Origin of the sequence: Actinoplanes cyaneus (genome assembly GCF_016862095.1) — a bacterium.
In the GTDB taxonomy this organism is placed as follows: domain Bacteria; phylum Actinomycetota; class Actinomycetes; order Mycobacteriales; family Micromonosporaceae; genus Actinoplanes; species Actinoplanes cyaneus.
The window spans coordinates 224361-239538 of sequence record NZ_BOMH01000028.1; the positions used below are offsets into that span (position 1 = coordinate 224361).

Here is a 15178-nt window from a genome sequence, read left to right on the forward strand (position 1 = left end):
CCAGCGGGCGCCGCGAATCGACCAGCGAGCGAGCTCCTCCATCCACCAACCGGTGGATGGAGGAGTAGGACTCAGGCCACCGCTTCCGGTTCCGCCTCGGCCGGCCGGCGCAGCCCGGTGACCGCTGAGTAGACCGAGCCGACCTGCGCGGCCACCCGCTTCCACGAGTACGCCTGACGGGCCCGGTCGAGCGCCGCCGTCGCGTACGTGAATCGCCGGACCTTGTCGTTGATCAGCCGGCGGACCGCGCCGCCCAGCGCCCGCGGGTCGCGGGCCGGCACCAGATCGCCGGTCAGGCCGTCGACGACGGTCTCGGTCAGCCCGCCGACCGCGGTGCCGATCACCGGCACGCCACAGGCCATCGCCTCCAGCGCGGACTGCTCGAACTGCTCCTGCCACGGCGCGGCGACCAGCAGGTCGGCCGATCGGTACCAGCTCGGCATGTCCCGGTGCGGCACCGCGCCGACCAGCCGGAACCGGTCGGCGACCTGGAACTTCTCGGCCAGCGCGCGCAGCGACTTCGCGCCCGGGTCACCGCTGAGCTGATCGGCCGGCGGGCCGCCGACCACGACCACCTCGGCGCCGGGGACGTAGCGCATCGCCTGGATGACGTCGCCGTACCCCTTGTGCTCGACGAGTTTGCCGACCGACAGGATGCGCGGGCGTTCCGGGTCGCGCGGCGCGGCCGGCCCCTCCGGGGTGAACCGCTCGCTGTCGACGCCGGCCGGGACGACGGTCAGCTGGGCCCGCGGCACCCCGATCCGGACCAGGCCGAGCAACTCGTCCTGGCTCTGCGCGACCACCCGGTCGACGGCGCGGCCCAGCGCCCGCTCGTAACCGGTGCGCGACGGGCCGGCGGTGCTCGGCTGGATCGCGCCGATCTCGTGGAACGACTGCACGACCGGGATGTTGAGCTGCTTGGCTGCGGTGACCGCGGCCAGGCCGCTGGTCCAGTAGTGGGCGTGCACGACGTCCGGCGTCCAGCCGTCGCGCTGCCAGTGCTCCTCGAGCCGGCGGGCGAACTCCGCCATGTGCGGGAGCAGTTCCTCGGAGGGCGCGGGGCGGGGCGGGCCGGCCGTGATCTGGATGACCCGCACGCCGTCCGTGCCCGGGGCGACCTCGACGAGGCCGGGATCGGTCCGGCGGGTGTAGACCCGCACTTCGTGCCCGAGATCGGCGAGCGCCTTGGACAGGTCGGCGACGTGGGCGTGCTGGTCGCCCCCGCCGAGCGGGCTGGCGTGCTCGGAGATCATCGCAATCCGCACGGGGTCTCCTAAGGCGACGGGAAAAGCAACGGTGACAACGGCGTGTTTCGTTGCCCGTCGACCTCCAGCGTAAACATCCCGACCAGTCACGACCGGTGGTTCGCGCTCAGCCACCGGCCCGGCACGGTGCTCGCCGTGGCGGACGGCTCCCGCCGGCGACGGCTCCGGCCCGCGTCGTGCACCGCGGCCGTTACGACGCGGATCCGCCGGGTAAGACAACAGGGTGGCTATCGTGACCCGCACCATCCAGGCCCCGCCCGAGCGCGTCTTCGCCGTCCTCGCCGACGGCTGGACGTACAGCGACTGGGTGGTCGGCACCACCCACATCCGCAACGTCGAGGAGTCCTGGCCGAAGGTCGGCTCCCGCCTGCACCACAAGGCCGGCCCGTGGCCGCTCTCGCTGCACGACTCCTCGACCGTCCTGGAGTGCGTCCCCGATCGGCAGCTCAAGATCCGGGCCGGGTTGTGGCCGCTGGGCGAGGCGATCGTCAACATCGTCCTGGAGCCGGAGGCCGGAAACCGCACCCGGGTCGTGATGCACGAGGACTTCCAGTCGGGTCCCCTGCTCTGGGTCCGCAACAAGATCAACGACCTGGTGCTGCACCAGCGCAACGTCGAAGCCCTGCGCCGCCTCGCCGACATCGCCGAGTCACGGGCCTGACGCTCCTGCCGGCAGGGGCTCGGCCCCCACCGGCAGGACGCCGCCCCTACCGGTAGATCGCCCGCTGCAGGCCGCTGATCACCATCCGGTACGCGTCGCCGGTCAGCCCGCGGTCCCGGGCCAGCGCCGCCCGGGCCGCGTTCGCGCCCGGCGCCCCGTGCACGCCACCCCCGGGGTGCGCCGACGAGCTGCCCATGAACAGGCGGTCGACAGGCGTGTCCGCGCGCCCCAGCCCCGGGATCGGCCGGAAGAACAGCTGCTGGAACGCCGCCGACGTCCCCCCGCCGAGCGCGCCGCCCACGAGGGACGGGTTCTCCCGCTCCAGGTCGCCGGGAGCGAAGACGTTGCGTCCCACGATCAGCGAGCGGAACCCGGGCGCCTGCTCCTCGACGACCGCTTCCATCCGCTCGACGTGCGCCGCGATCTGGTCGGCCGGCCAGTCCCTGCGGTGCGGGAGGTGGGTGTAGGCCCACGCGCTCTCCGTCCCCTCCGGTGACCGCGAGGGATCAGACGTCGTCATCTGCCCGAAGAGCAGGAACGGGTGGTCGGGAACCTCCCCGGTGGCGATCTTCGCGGCGTACCGCGTCAGGCCGTCGAGATCCGCGCCGAGGTGCACCGTGCCGGAGCCGGCGACCTCCGGGTTCTTCCACGGGATCCGGCCGGAGAGGGCCCAGTCGACCTTCACGGTCGCCCCGTCCCAGCGGAAGTGCGCGAGGTCCTCCAGCATCCGCCCGGGCAGCCACCGCTCGTCGACCAGGTCGAGGAAGAGCGCCGGCGCCGGCACGTCCGCGATCACCGCGCGGCGGGCCCGCCAGTCCCGCCCGTCCGCGGTCCGGACGCCCATCGCCTGCCCGCGCGCCACCAGCACCCGGCTCACCGGTGCCTGGTAGACGATCTCACCGCCCCGCGAGCGCAGCCTGTCGACCAGCGCGGACGTCAGCTTCCCCGCCCCACCGACCGGCACCGGCCAGCCCACCTCCTGCCCGAGCATGGACAGCAGCCAGCCGTAGACCCCGCCGCCGGCCTCCTCCGGCGACAGGTCGGTGTGCAGCGCGCAGCCGGCGAGCAGCACCCGCGCCCCCTCACCGGCGAACAGCTCGGAGCCCAGCTCCCGCGCGGAGAGCACGAGCCGGCGCGCCAGCCGCAGCGTCTCGCCGGTGCCCAGCTGCCGCACCAGGCCCAGGCCGGTCCGGACCGGCGGGAACGGGCGAAGGATCGCCTCCAGCATGCGAGGGGAGACGGCGGCCCAGTCGTCGTACGCGGAAAGCCATTTCTCGCCGTCGCCGGGCGCGAACGCCTCCATCGACGCCATCGTCGCCCGCAGGTCACGGCTCACCGTGGCGGCCCGCCCGTCGGGCAGCAGGTGACTGAAAACGTTCGGCGCGTGCGCCCAGCTCAGCCCGAACCGCTCCAGCTCCAGCTCGCGCAGCACCGGCGAGGCGTAACCGAGTGGGTAGAACGCGCTGAACAGGTCCGACAGGTAACCGGGCGCGGTGATCTCGCCGGATCGCACCGCCCCACCGGGATCACCCGTCGCCTCCAGCACCCGGACCGACCACCCCGCGTCGGCCAGCAGATTCGCTGCCACCAATCCGTTGTGCCCAGCACCGACGATCACCGCATCAACCGTGTCCACATTCGCACGTTAGCCACGTTTAGCCCCCAACGGCGAGGGCACCCCGCAATCATGGAACGGGGAAACAGCAAGCACGGCACGGTGCTCGACGAGCAGATGGCCCAGGAGGTGCGGGGCAGCCTGCAAGGCGTCGCCGGTGGCCGCGCAGAAGAATGGCATACGCCCGAACCGGCCGGTGAAGACCAGCCGCGGGTCACCATCGCGCCCAACGGCGACTTCGGCCGGGGCATCCCGAACGGTGTGGGCAGCGCCCAGGGCGAGGCGATGAGCCGGTTCGGGAGCTTCCTCGGCAGGAACGCCTTCCCGGGCGACCGCGAGGCGCTGGAGGCGTCAGCGCGCAGTATGAGCGCTCCCGACGATGTCCTGCGGCGCATCGCGTCGCTGCCCGAGGGCAGGACGTTCGTGAACACCGCCGAGGCATGGCACGCGAGCGGAGAAGGAGGAACCACGTGAGCACGGTCACCGAGTTCGTCGACGTCAACGTCCCGGTCCGCACCTGCTACGACCAGTGGACCCAGTTCGAGGAGTTCCCGCGCTTCATGGAGGGCGTGGAGGAGATCAAGCAGCTCGACGACACCCACACGCACTGGAAGACCAAGATCGCCGGGATCGAGCGCGAATTCGACGCGACGATCACCGAGCAGCTCCCGGACGAGCGCGTCGCCTGGACCGCCACCGAGGGCGAGAAGCAGGCCGGCGTCGTCACGTTCCACCGCCTGGACGACACGCACACCCGGGTCACGGTCCAGATCGACTTCGACCCGCAGGGCTTCGTGGAGACCGCCGGCGACAAGCTCGGCGTCGTCGACCGCCGGGTCAAGGGCGATCTGCACCGCTTCAAGGAGTTCATCGAGAGCCGCGGCGGCATTACGACCGGCGCGTGGCGCGGCCAGGTCGACCGTCCCGGTGCCTGATCACCCCGTCCTCTCGTCGAGACGGCCGTCCCGCGGGGCGGCCGTCGCTTTGCGATCAACCCCCTTTGCGCGTACGCCGTGAGCCCGCGCTCCTCAATCCGCCGCCGGGCTGCCGTTTCGCGGGCCATCGCGCGGGTACGCCGAAGTCATGACTGATCGACCCGAAGGCGTTTGGCGCGACGAAGAGAAGCTGCCGCTGAGCGACCTCAAGCAGGCCATGGCCACCTGGGACACCGACGGGCAGAACGAGCCGAACGACAACGACACCGGCAACCAGCCCGGCGACGACGTGCGGCCCAGCACCGTGGGACCCAGCGGACCGCAGTGATCAGGGCGTTCGGTCCCGGGCCGGCCCGTTCCGGCGAAGGATCACACCGCCCATCCCGGCCGCCGCGCGGACCTCGTACCGATCGGCGGCCCGGCGCCAGCCGTCCTCCTGGAGGACCTCGCCCGCAGGCGTCCCGTTGCTCATGACCCACGGCGTGACGACCGACCCGGCGCCGCGGTCCAGCCGGATCCGGAACGGCGCTGCCGGTCGCACCCGGCGCCGGCACGGGATCGCGCACGCCCGGCCCGCCCCCGCGGTCAGGATCGCGGTGCCCACCCCGCCGGTGAACGTCACGGGCATCGTGCCCTCCGGCTCCGGCAGCCCGATCTCGGCCAGCCCGGACGCCCCCAGCTCGACCCGGCTCACCCGGCCGTCCCGCAGGTTCAGCTGCTGCTCCCCCGCTCCGGCCGGCAGCCGGATGTCCCAGCGGACCTCGCGGTTCAGCACGATGCGCACCTCGTCCAAACCGTCACTCCCCGTAGCGCGCAAGCTCACGGCAACGCGGCCACCGCGCCGGGTCACGACCGGTGCGACCCCCGCATCCGGCGCGGAGCTCACCCGGTAGAGCAGGCCCGGCAGGGACGCCGTGCGCACCTGGACCCGGCTCGCCGCGTCGGTCACCGTGAGCCAGGCGCCGGTCCGGTCCAGCAGCGGACCGGACTGGACCCGCTCGGTCACGGAAGGTGTCGGAGCGGTCACCTGGGGGGTTCGGCGCCACGGACCCATCATAATGGCTCCCACCAGCGCGGATGCGCCGATCACGACAGCGGTTGAGCGGATGGGACGCAATGCTGAGGGCACGATCGGACAACGGAGAATCGGCCGAACGGGTGACGGCGAAGCGGACTTATCGCGCCAGAATTTCCGGGTGCGATCTGCCGGATTTCTCTCTGAACGTCAGCGCCGCCTCGCCTGGGTGGGCTTCTTCCTAGCCGCTTTCCAGGCCCCGCTGGCCGCCAAGCTCATCGAAGACGCTTCGTGGTTCTTCGCCGTCGTCGTCGCTCTCGTGGTCGCGACGGTCATCGTGGCCGACGACGCCCAGCGTCGCCGGCCCGAGGCCGCCGACTACGCGGAGTAAGACTCCGGCGGTCGTGCTCCCGGCCACCCCTGCTCGCAGGTGGTGGCCGCGGTGCTACCCGCCCTCATCCACGCCCGCGCCTGCCGCCCCAGCTCCTCCGGCCGGTTGCGCGGGCCGGGCCTTCACGCTGTGCCGGATCCACCCCGCAGGGCCTTCACGCCGTGCCGGTTCCGTCCGGCAGCGCCTCGTGTCCGTGGCGGCCGTGCGTGCGGCGGCGTTCCTTGAGCTCGGCCTCGTAGAGGTGCCGGCGTCCCTCGGCGAACTCGTCCCGGGCATCCCGCTCCACCTGCCGGAACTCGCTGTAGTACCCGTCGTCGAACTCCTCGACGATCTGGAAGGTCCAGCGCCCCGGAATCACGTTGCGCCCGATCAGCTCCCGCTCGATCCGCTCGGCGATCGCGCTGTGCCCGCCCTCCCTGAACAGCGACACGGCCTCGTCCAGCATGAAGTCCGCGGTCCCGGTGAGCTGATGCAGCGAGTACAGGTGACCACGCACGCGCTCCACCGTCTCCAGCGCCTCGCTGAGCTTCCCGAGCGCCTGCACCGTCACGTCGTCCAATCCCGCCGGACGCCGATGCGCCTCGTCCGGCCCACCGTCACCGACCCGCGACACCGGGCCGGGCCCGCCGTTCTCCGTCCGCGTCGCGCCGCCCGTCCCGTTGCTCTCCGGCTGCACCGCTCCGCCGGACGCACCGTTCTCCGCCCCCGTCATGACACCTTCTCCCTCGTCGGAACCCTCGCCTCTCCTACCCCGGTCGCCCCGCTCCCGAACGCCACGGGTTCGATCCTCGAGGCCGGGAGCGCGCGCCGCGGCCCCAGAGGTGTCAACCGAGCTGCACCGGTTCGGGAAACCTTTCGTCACCCTGGCGTCCGTAACTTTCTTCTCATGAATGGCCTGTTCAACAACTCCGCTGCCCGCGCCGCCCTCCGTTCCGCGCACGCCTCGCTCGCGGACCTCACCGCCGCTGTCGGTGTCAGCGGTCTCGCCGCCGTCCAGTCGTCGCCGGGCCTGATGTCCGTGATCGACCAGCACGCCGCCGGCGTCCGGGACAGCCTCGGCGCCGACACGCGTCCGCTGACCGCGATCCTGCTCGCCGCGTACGCCGAGGGTGTCCGCGACGCCGCCTTCCAGCACGGCTGGGTCGCCCCCGAGGGCGAGATCGACTGGTCCGAGAACGACTGGGTCCTCCGGCGTCTCCTCGCCGTCTGCGAGCTGGCCCGCACGCTCCCCGCCGGCCGCTGACCCACCGGTGAGCCGGTCGGGCCGCCGGCAGATCGCGGCCCGGCCCTCGCCGATCCACCGGACCGTTCCTCGGTCCGGACTCGTCGTCCGATCCACCAGACCGTTCATCGGCCCGGCAGCGGACCGATGGGCCGGAACAGCCCATCCGTCGTCCGCGGCCGGGGCAGCAAGTTGTCACCCGCCGAACAGGGCCGGCGCCGCATCGCGGCGCCGGCCCTAGCCTTTCGCCGGCCCGCCGTCCTTGCCGGTCGAGTCGGGAAGTGGCACCACCTGGGTCTGCTCCTCGTCGTCGGTGTCGATCACCACTGCCCGATCCGGCCCCGGTGACGGCAGGACGGTCGTCGTCTCGTCCCCCGGCCCTTGCGTGATCACCGTGGTCTCGTCCTCCGCCGGCCCGCCGGGCCGGGTCGTCCCGCTGTCGCCGGAGCTCGCGGCCGCCCCGTGAACGGTCACCGAATCGTCGCCCGGGAACTCCTCGGAGGATCCCGCCGACGGCCGCCTGCCCGGGGTGAGCACGGTGGTCTCCCCCGAGCCCGGGACCGGCCCGGAAGATCCACCGCGCCCGGTGTCGTCGTGACCGAAGCCGGGGATGAAGTGCAGCGCGTCCTCCTCCGGCGTGGCGATGACCTGTGTCGCCTCGTCCTCGGGCTCTCCCGGATCGGCGGATCGGCGCCCGGCTGCGGGCCTGCGTTCCCCGGCGGCCCGGGCGCTGCGCTCGATCTCGGCGCGACGCGCCTCCTCGGTGCGGCGCCCCTCCTCGGCCCGGCGGGTCTCCTCCGCCCGGCGCTCGGCCTCGGCCCGGCGAACCTCCTCGGCACGACGCTGCTCGTCGCGGCGGCGGGCCTCGGCGAGTCGCTGCTCCTCCAGCCTGCGGGCCTCGGCCGCGCGGCGCTCCTCCTCGGCCTGGCGGCGCTCCTCCTCGGCCTTGCGGGCCTCCTCCGCCCGGCGCCGCTCCTCGGCCTGCCGCGCCTCCTCCGCCCGGCGGGCTTCTTCCGCCTGGCGAGCCTCCTCAGCCTTGCGGGCCTCCTCGGCGCGACGGGCCTCCTCAGCCTTGCGGGCCTCCTCGGCGCGACGCGCTTCCTCCGCCTTGCGGGCCTCCTCGGCGCGACGCGCTTCCTCAGCCCTGCGAGCCTCTTCCGCGCGGCGCTCCTCCTCGGCGCGGGCGGCGGCCTGGCGGGCACGCTCCTCGGCGAAGGCGCGGGCCTGCTCGCGGATCGCGGCGGACTCCACGGCCGCGCGGTCCAGCCAGCCCTCCCAGCGCTGCTGCATGGGCCGGACCAGCCCGCCGCCGACCCCCACGATGATCACCCCGGCGACGGTGACCAGGACCGTGATCAGGAGCGGGCGGGTGACCGAGGTGGCGATGCCGACCTGGTCCAGCCCAGCGATCACGCCGAGGGTCACGATCACGGCCGCGACCACCTTGGCGATCACCCGTGCGTAGCCGAGATCACCGAGCGCGTTGCGGATCAGGTCGTGCGCCGCGCCGGCCACGGCCACCGCGACCACCACGATCACGATCGCGACGAAGGCCTGCGGCAGCCACGCGATGAGGGCGTTGAGCAGGGTGCTCACCTGGTTCGGACCCCACAGGCCGAAGGCGAGCTGCAAGGCGATCAGCAGCACGGCCCAGTAGGCGAGCCGGGCCAGCAGCGCGATCGGGTCGGTGCCGCGCAGGAGGCGGCCGGCCGTGCCGCGCTCGACGGCCCGGTCCAGCCCGACGCGGCGCAGCGCCTTCGCCGTGATCGTGCGGACCAGGCGGGCCAGCAGCCAGCCGATCAGCAGCACGGCGAGGAACGCCAGTGCGACTGGCACATTGAGCACCAGGGATCGCCACATGTCGCTGAGTCCACGGCTCAGCCCGTCGCCGGTCATCCGCTGCCCTCCGGTCTCGTCGTTCCCACCGAACCTTAGGACTCCGATGCACGACCCGCTTCCGACGAGACATCGTGCCGGCGAACGCCCGGCGACATTCGAAGATCGACGACGCGGTGACCGGAAAGCACGATCCCCGCCGGACAGCGATCCCCGCCCAACGGCGATCCCAGTCAGACGGCGAGAAGTGCGGGGCGGGCCGTCAGGAGCAGGCGACCCCGTCGATCGCGCATCCGCCCGGCGCGCTCGCCGGCTCCTCGTCCAGCGAGAACCCGAAGCTCACCGATCCGCCGGCCGGCACCGTCCCGCCGGCTGGCCGGAACGTCACCACCGACCCGGACTGCGACACCGAGACCGCTCCCGAGCCGACCGAGACGGTCTCCGCGCCGGCCACGGTCAGCGTCACGGTCCATCCGGTCGCAGCGCCGTTCCCGCTGTTCACGACCTGCACCGATCCCGAGTGTCCGGCGTCGTCGTAGTGGTAGACGGCCGACAGCGACGGCTCCGGCGGCGCGGTCGTCCTGGTCGGGCCGGCGGTGGGCGTCCTCATGATCGGCCGCGTGCCGTGCCCGACCTTCACCACCGGCGCCGGTGACCCGGACGGCGAGGCGGAGGGCTCTGCGGACCGGCTCGGCGCCGGCGAGGCCGACGGGCCGGTGGACCGGACCGATTCCGTGGTCACGGGCTCGACGGTCCGCACCGGGTGCTCCTCGGCGGCGGTGGTCACGACGCCGGTCGTCACGGGAGCGCCGGCGACCGGCGGCTCGCCGTCTCCGCCCGCCAGCGCGAACACGCCGCCGCCGAGCAGCAGCACGGCGAGGCCGGCGCCCGCGAGGACGGCGACGCGGCGCCGTGCGGGGCGTGCCGGCGGCGTACGCGAAAGGTCGGAATGTTCGTGAAGAGCGGAGGACGGCGGCTCAGTGACGATCTCCGATGCCGCCACCACCAGCCGCCGTCTCGGGGCGGCCGGGTACGGATCGGGTGCGACCGCCGGCATCGTGACCGTCTCGGCCGACTGCGACCAGCCGTCGAGCTCGGCGTAGCGTCGTTCGGCGAGCACGTCCTCGACCGGCGTCTCTGTCCCCTGCCCGGGCACCCGGATCGGAAGGGATTGCCCTGTGCCACGCGGCCGTTCACTCACGGCCAGGACTATAAATGATCAAGGAACACGCAGGCAGCCTTTGATGATCACATACCGTCACGCCACGCGGGGACGGTTCGTCGCACACCGTCAAGATTCGGACGGACGGCCGGTGCGGCATCGTACAAACGGCCCACACGGGATAGGCTTTCCGCATGGTCGGCTCGGCAGCGGCACCCCCGCCAGCGGTCTCCACGCTGCCCGTTCAGCCCGCGGGCGCGAAGGGATGCGCTGCTCTGGTGCATGCCTTCGACTGGTCGCAGACGTCGCTGGGCCCGATCGATCGCTGGGACACCTCGGTGCGCGCCGCCGTCGATCTCCTGCTGGAGTCGCCGGTCCCGATGATGCTGCTCACCGGCCCCGCGTGCGTGGTGCTCTACAACGACGCCTACGCGAAGGTGCTGGGCGGCCGGCACCCGATCGCGTTCGGCCGGCCCGCGACGGAGGCGTTCGGCGAGGCCTGGGATCAGCCCGGGATGAGCGACGTGATCGGCCGGGTGTTCCGCACCGGTCAGCCGGTGCTGGAGCCGGAGAGCCAGGTGACGTTGCGGCCCGGCGGGGCGGATCCGGCCTTCTACACCCGCGGGCACTCGGTGGTGCGCGACTCGCGCGGCGCGATCGCCGGGGTGCTGACCGTGGCGGCCGAGACCACCCAGGTGGTGCACCGGTTGCAGAGTCTCGGCGAGCTGACCGCGCGGCTGGCCGGAGCCCTGACGATCGACGACGTCACGCGCGTCGTCCTGACGTATGCGATGGCCTCCTTCGACCTCGATCACTGTGTGCTCGCCGTCGACGACGGCAACTCCTACCGTTTCGTGCGGCGGATCCGCGGCGAGATGCTCGACGAGGCCGACGAGCGCCTGCCCCCGGTCTGGCGACGGGTCGGCCCGGATCCGTCAGCGCCCCTGGTCGCGGCGGCGGAGACGGGCCGGGCGACGTTCGTGGCGGACGGTGAGCCGCTGGCCGCTGTCGCTCAGGACAGGCACGAGCGCCGGGTGCGGTCCCTGGCTGCTCTCCCCCTGCGCACCGCGTCCGTGCGGGGCGCCCTGACCATGGGTTTCCGCCGGGCGCACGTCTGGCTGCCCGCCGAGCGGGCGCTGCTGCGCGCTGCCGCCGAGCTGGTCGCCCAGGCCGCCGAGCGGGCCCGGCGGTTCGAGGCGCAGCACGGCACCGCCCAGTTGCTGCAGCGCAGCATGCTGCCGGAGCATCTGCCCGAGCTGGACACGTTCCGCATCGCCGCGCGCTACGACGTGGGTGTCGACGGCAACGCGGCGGGCGGCGACTTCTACGACGCGTTCCGGCTGACCGACGGCCGGCTGGCGATGGTGCTGGGCGACGTGGCCGGGCACGACGTGCGCGCGGCGGCGGTGATGGGTCAGGTCCGGGCCGCGCTGCGGGCGCTCGCGCTGACCGATCCGGCCCCGCCGAGCGTGCTCGCCGGGCTGGACAGGCTGGTCGGTTCGCTGGGCGCCGAGTCGCGGAACGAGGAGATCTTCGTGACCGTCGTCTACGGCGTGCTCGACCCGTCGGACGGCACGGTCACCCTGGCCAGCGCCGGGCATCCGCCGCCGGTGCTGCGCCGCGCCGGGCTGGGCGGCGAGCCCGCCACCGCCGAGCTGGTGAAGGTGCCGCCGGGCGCCCCGCTCGGGCTGGGCGGCCGCTGGCAGACCGGCTCGCTGGTGCTGGAGCCGGGCGACACGATCCTGATGTACAGCGACGGGGTCGTCGAGCGCCGCGGTCATCCGCTGAACACGGGGCTGGACGCTCTGGTCGCGGCCGCTGCCGGGTCGGCGAGCGGCGACCCGCGCAACATGTGCTCGCTGGCCACCGCCGCGGTCGAGGGCACCACCGACGACGACGTGGCGGTGCTCGCGGTCGAGCACGCGCTGGCGATGAGCCGTGCCGCGACGATGCACGTGGCGGCCGAGCCGACCGGCCCGAGCCGGGTCCGGCAGTGGATGAGCACGCGCCTGCGCGAGTGGCAGGTGCCCGAGCCGGTCATCGGCGCGGCGATCCTCTGCACCAGTGAGCTGACGACGAACGCGCTGCTGCACGCGGGCACCCCGGCGCAGGTGCACATCGACCTGAACGCGGAGCGGCTGCTCGTCTCGGTGGCCGACACCGGCACCCGGGGCAGCGTGATCCGGGCGCGGACCGACGCGCTCGCGAGCCGCGGCCGCGGCCTCGGCCTGATCGAGGAGCTCAGCGACTCGTGGGGCACCGATCCCACGGTCCGTGGCTCCACGGTCTGGTTCGAGATGTTGCTCAACAGAGAGTGACCGCGCGTGCTCTCGATGCGAGCCGGGAGCGTGCCCGGAGCCAACGGAAATTCACATATGCGCATATTGGTCGGCGAGGATCACCTTCACCACTCGACTAACTACGTTCAGTAGTTTAATTCTGCTCTAAACCGGACAATGAACCGTCCGGTGGTGACGAAGCGTTATCAGTGCCGTAGAGTGCTCAAGCAACTGGGGACGTCCATACTGGAGCGGCACATGCGGATCAGAGGCTATGCACCACTGACACCCAACTGGGTGGAGCTGGCGAGCGCGGACCCTGCGCGAGCGGCACAGTTCTACGGAGAGTTGTTCGGCTGGGAGTCAGCCGGTGATCGTTTCAAGCTGGGCGGACGTGCCGTCGCGGGCCTCACCCGCAGCCAGGCGGAGCGGCCGGACGGGTGGCTGACCCACCTGAGCACGCCGTCTCTCGACGAGACGCTGGAGCAGGTCGCGCTGGCCGGCGGTTCCTGCCTGAGCCACCCGGCCGAGGCGCACGGCGGCCGCCGCGCGATCGTCACCGACCCGGCCGGCGCGGTGCTGGGCCTGTGGGAGCCCGCCGACTTCGCGGGGGCGCAGGCGGGCGGCGAGCCGGGCACCATGTCCTGGCCGGAACTGATCACTGACGACCCGAACGCCGCGGCGCTGTTCTACGGGTCCGCGTTCGGCTGGTTGCTGCGCCACGACTTCGGTGTGGGCGAGTGGCTCAACCAGGCCCACGACGCCATCGCCGGCCTGACCCCGGGCTTCCGCGGCGCCTGGTGGCGCACGGCCTTCCAGGTCGAGGACATCGCCGAGGCGGCGGACCGCTGCGAGCGGCTCGGCGGCGCGCTGATCTCCGAGCCGGCCGAGGCGGGGCTGACCGAGTTCGCCGAGCTCCGCGACCCGTTCGGCGCCCGCTTCACGGTTGCCGCGCCGGTGCACCACCCGGTCGAGCTGACGGTTTCGCTCGGGGCGCTGCCCGCCTTCGAGCGGTTCGGGTCCTTCTAGAGACCCCTTCAGGAGCAACGGCCGCCGAGCGCACGGCGGCCGGCCTTCGGACGAAGGCGAGCATTGCGGAAAGGCCGGCCCTCCGGGGCCGGCTTTTCGCTTTCCGGTTTCCGGTCCGCTGTGGTCAGGGTTCACCGACTTGCCGGTACGTCGTCGTAGCGCGCCTGCGGGCGGCGGAACGTCGGCGCTCGGCTTCGCGGAGGTCACGGCAACGGCCGGAGTCGGCGGACGACCGCGGCTCGCCCCGCCGACCGGTGAGCGGGAGCGCTGTCGGCCGGCGCTGACCCAGCCGACCGGCGAGCGGGAGTGCTGTCGGCCGGCGCTCACCCCGCCGACCGGTGGGCGCGGAGCGCTGTCGATCGGGGGCTCGCTCGCGCCCGCGCACGGGACTCCGCTGAGACGTACTAGATAGTTTGTCTTTCAGATTTGAAGTTTCAGATTTGAAGGAGTACGGTGCTGACCATGGCCGAACCGCTCAGCGACACCCAGTTGCAGCACTGGCGCGCGTTCATCGAGAGCTCGTGGGCACTGCACACGACCCTCGAGGACGAGCTGCGCGCCGCGACCGGGCTGAGCATGAACGACTATCACGTCCTCGTCGCGCTCGCCGAGGCGCCGGGCCGCCGGATCCGGATGGGCGAGCTGGCCAACCGCATGGTGTTCTCGCCGAGCCGGGTCACCTACCAGATCAACTCCATGATCAAGCGAGGCCTGGTGGAGAAGGTCAGCTGCCCCGACGACAAGCGCGGCTTCGAGGCCGTGCTGACCGACCAGGGGCTGACCGCGCTGCGCGAGGCCGCCCCGGCCCACCTGGAAACCGTCCGCAGAAGTTTCATCGATCACCTCGACGACGAGGAGCTGGCCGTGATCGGCCGGGCCTTCGCCAAGATCAGGAAGATGTGAGTGCCGGCGCCGCTCCTCGCCGGTACTGACGCCAGGCCTCCGACGCGGTCATGATCCCGCGCGTCCACGGATCGGTGCTGCCGGCGCCAATCTCCGCCCACATCGTCGCGTTGGCCTCGGCAAAGGCCGTCACGCCCTCGATAGTTGCGGTCTGCCAGGCCGGCACCTGCTCGGCCCACCATTCGGCCTGCTCCGGGTCGTGACCGGCGGCGATCAGCCAGCTCACCCAGTAGGCGGCATCGAGCCACGCCGCGCCACGGGTCGCCCAGCCCCAATCGACGATCCGGGCCTCGTCGCCGCCGACGATCACATTGGCGGGATTCAGGTCGGTGTGCAGCAGGCTCGCGCCCACGAAGTGATGGAGCTGATCCTCGCTGGTGTACGCGGCGAGCCGCTGCTCAGCCAGCCGGAGCGAAGTGTTCGGGCAAGGCAGCTCGCCGATGCGTTCGATGAGCCGGGCCACGTGCCCGAGGTCTTTCGAGTGAGGCGAATAGTCCGCGTGGTGCCCGTCGAGCGCGTCGAAGATCAGAACGTCCCAGGCATCCTCGACGATGCGGGCGATCAGACTGGCGCCCACGGTTTCAACGTGCGGCGCGACCTGCTCCTCCCGTTCCTGAGTCCAAGCCCAGCGGTGCTCGACCGGTAGGGCCTTGAGGAAGTACCGCCCGTCGGGGGTTTGCAGGCGTGCGGCAACCGAGCTGTTGAATCCCTCGGTCGCCGGGTCAGCGGCGGTGACGAGGCCGATGACTGCGCCGATGCGGTATCGGACAGAGGGTGGCAGTTGCCAGTAGGCGATTCGTGTGGGCGACAAGGTTCGGTCCTCGGCGGCTGGCGGCGTCCCGGACCGCCTCGCCTATGGCACGAC

The 15178-nt window shown here is 72.4% G+C and carries 16 protein-coding genes; 9 read left to right on the forward strand and 7 right to left on the reverse strand.

Translation table 11 applies throughout. The features are described 5' to 3' along the window. Positions 1-71: 71 nt before the first annotated feature. Entirely contained in the window at positions 72-1265 is a 1194-nt protein-coding gene (locus tag Acy02nite_RS18910; RefSeq protein ID WP_203742300.1) for a glycosyltransferase, read from the reverse strand. A gap of 232 nt (positions 1266-1497) precedes the next feature. Between Acy02nite_RS18910 and Acy02nite_RS18915 the strand changes: the two genes are divergently transcribed. Then, on the forward strand, positions 1498-1926 hold the full coding sequence (locus Acy02nite_RS18915) for an SRPBCC family protein (protein ID WP_307872285.1): 429 nt from the start codon (positions 1498-1500) through the stop codon (positions 1924-1926). A gap of 46 nt (positions 1927-1972) precedes the next feature. On the opposite strand, the gene Acy02nite_RS18920 is transcribed toward Acy02nite_RS18915, so the two are convergent. Then, entirely contained in the window at positions 1973-3562 is a 1590-nt protein-coding gene (locus Acy02nite_RS18920) for a phytoene desaturase family protein (protein WP_203742304.1), read from the reverse strand. Positions 3563-3613: 51 nt separating this feature from the next. On the opposite strand from Acy02nite_RS18920, the gene Acy02nite_RS18925 reads away from it, so the two are divergent. The 3 genes from Acy02nite_RS18925 to Acy02nite_RS18935 all read left to right on the forward strand — a co-directional run bounded on the left by Acy02nite_RS18925 (position 3614) and on the right by Acy02nite_RS18935 (position 4804). Further along, positions 3614-4015: a DUF2795 domain-containing protein gene (locus Acy02nite_RS18925; RefSeq protein ID WP_203742306.1), complete on the forward strand. Its 402-nt coding sequence runs from the start codon at positions 3614-3616 to the stop codon at positions 4013-4015. Continuing rightward, complete coding sequence (locus Acy02nite_RS18930) at positions 4012-4476, forward strand: SRPBCC family protein (RefSeq protein WP_203742308.1); 465 nt, start codon at positions 4012-4014, stop codon at positions 4474-4476. Before Acy02nite_RS18925 ends, Acy02nite_RS18930 begins: the two co-directional genes overlap by 4 nt. A 148-nt stretch (positions 4477-4624) precedes the next feature. Beyond that, positions 4625-4804, forward strand: a complete 180-nt coding sequence (locus Acy02nite_RS18935) for a hypothetical protein (protein ID WP_203742310.1) — start codon at positions 4625-4627, stop codon at positions 4802-4804. Here Acy02nite_RS18935 and Acy02nite_RS18940 read toward each other — a convergent pair whose 3' ends face one another. Then, positions 4805-5482, reverse strand: a complete 678-nt coding sequence (locus tag Acy02nite_RS18940; RefSeq protein ID WP_239174991.1) for a hypothetical protein — start codon at positions 5480-5482, stop codon at positions 4805-4807. It abuts the gene before it with no gap. Between the two features lie 52 nt (positions 5483-5534). Between Acy02nite_RS18940 and Acy02nite_RS46555 the strand changes: the two genes are divergently transcribed. Next, positions 5535-5882, forward strand: coding sequence for a hypothetical protein (locus Acy02nite_RS46555; RefSeq protein ID WP_239174992.1), 348 nt, complete (start codon positions 5535-5537; stop codon positions 5880-5882). Positions 5883-6036: 154 nt separating this feature from the next. Here the strand turns inward: Acy02nite_RS46555 and Acy02nite_RS18950 are convergent, their stop codons facing one another. Then, positions 6037-6495 carry a hypothetical protein gene (locus tag Acy02nite_RS18950; RefSeq protein WP_203742558.1) on the reverse strand — a complete coding sequence of 153 codons (459 nt, stop codon included), beginning with the start codon at positions 6493-6495 and terminating at the stop codon, positions 6037-6039. A gap of 273 nt (positions 6496-6768) precedes the next feature. On the opposite strand from Acy02nite_RS18950, the gene Acy02nite_RS18955 reads away from it, so the two are divergent. Continuing rightward, entirely contained in the window at positions 6769-7125 is a 357-nt protein-coding gene (locus Acy02nite_RS18955; protein WP_203742312.1) for a DUF6401 family natural product biosynthesis protein, read from the forward strand. Positions 7126-7341: 216 nt separating this feature from the next. Here Acy02nite_RS18955 and Acy02nite_RS18960 read toward each other — a convergent pair whose 3' ends face one another. After that, positions 7342-8940, reverse strand: coding sequence for a mechanosensitive ion channel family protein (locus Acy02nite_RS18960; protein WP_239174993.1), 1599 nt, complete (start codon positions 8938-8940; stop codon positions 7342-7344). 262 nt (positions 8941-9202) lie between these two features. Continuing rightward, complete coding sequence (locus tag Acy02nite_RS18965; protein WP_203742316.1) at positions 9203-10141, reverse strand: cellulose binding domain-containing protein; 939 nt, start codon at positions 10139-10141, stop codon at positions 9203-9205. A gap of 155 nt (positions 10142-10296) precedes the next feature. Between Acy02nite_RS18965 and Acy02nite_RS18970 the strand changes: the two genes are divergently transcribed. From Acy02nite_RS18970 to Acy02nite_RS18980, 3 genes are all read left to right on the forward strand, one after another. Continuing rightward, positions 10297-12420: an ATP-binding SpoIIE family protein phosphatase gene (locus Acy02nite_RS18970; RefSeq protein ID WP_203742318.1), complete on the forward strand. Its 2124-nt coding sequence runs from the start codon at positions 10297-10299 to the stop codon at positions 12418-12420. A gap of 219 nt (positions 12421-12639) precedes the next feature. Beyond that, on the forward strand, positions 12640-13410 hold the full coding sequence (locus tag Acy02nite_RS18975) for a VOC family protein (RefSeq protein WP_239174995.1): 771 nt from the start codon (positions 12640-12642) through the stop codon (positions 13408-13410). A gap of 462 nt (positions 13411-13872) precedes the next feature. Then, positions 13873-14313, forward strand: coding sequence for a MarR family winged helix-turn-helix transcriptional regulator (locus Acy02nite_RS18980; protein ID WP_203742322.1), 441 nt, complete (start codon positions 13873-13875; stop codon positions 14311-14313). Here Acy02nite_RS18980 and Acy02nite_RS18985 read toward each other — a convergent pair. Then, positions 14300-15124, reverse strand: coding sequence for a protein kinase family protein (locus tag Acy02nite_RS18985; RefSeq protein ID WP_203742324.1), 825 nt, complete (start codon positions 15122-15124; stop codon positions 14300-14302). The genes Acy02nite_RS18980 and Acy02nite_RS18985 overlap by 14 nt on opposite strands. Positions 15125-15178 lie beyond the last annotated feature (54 nt).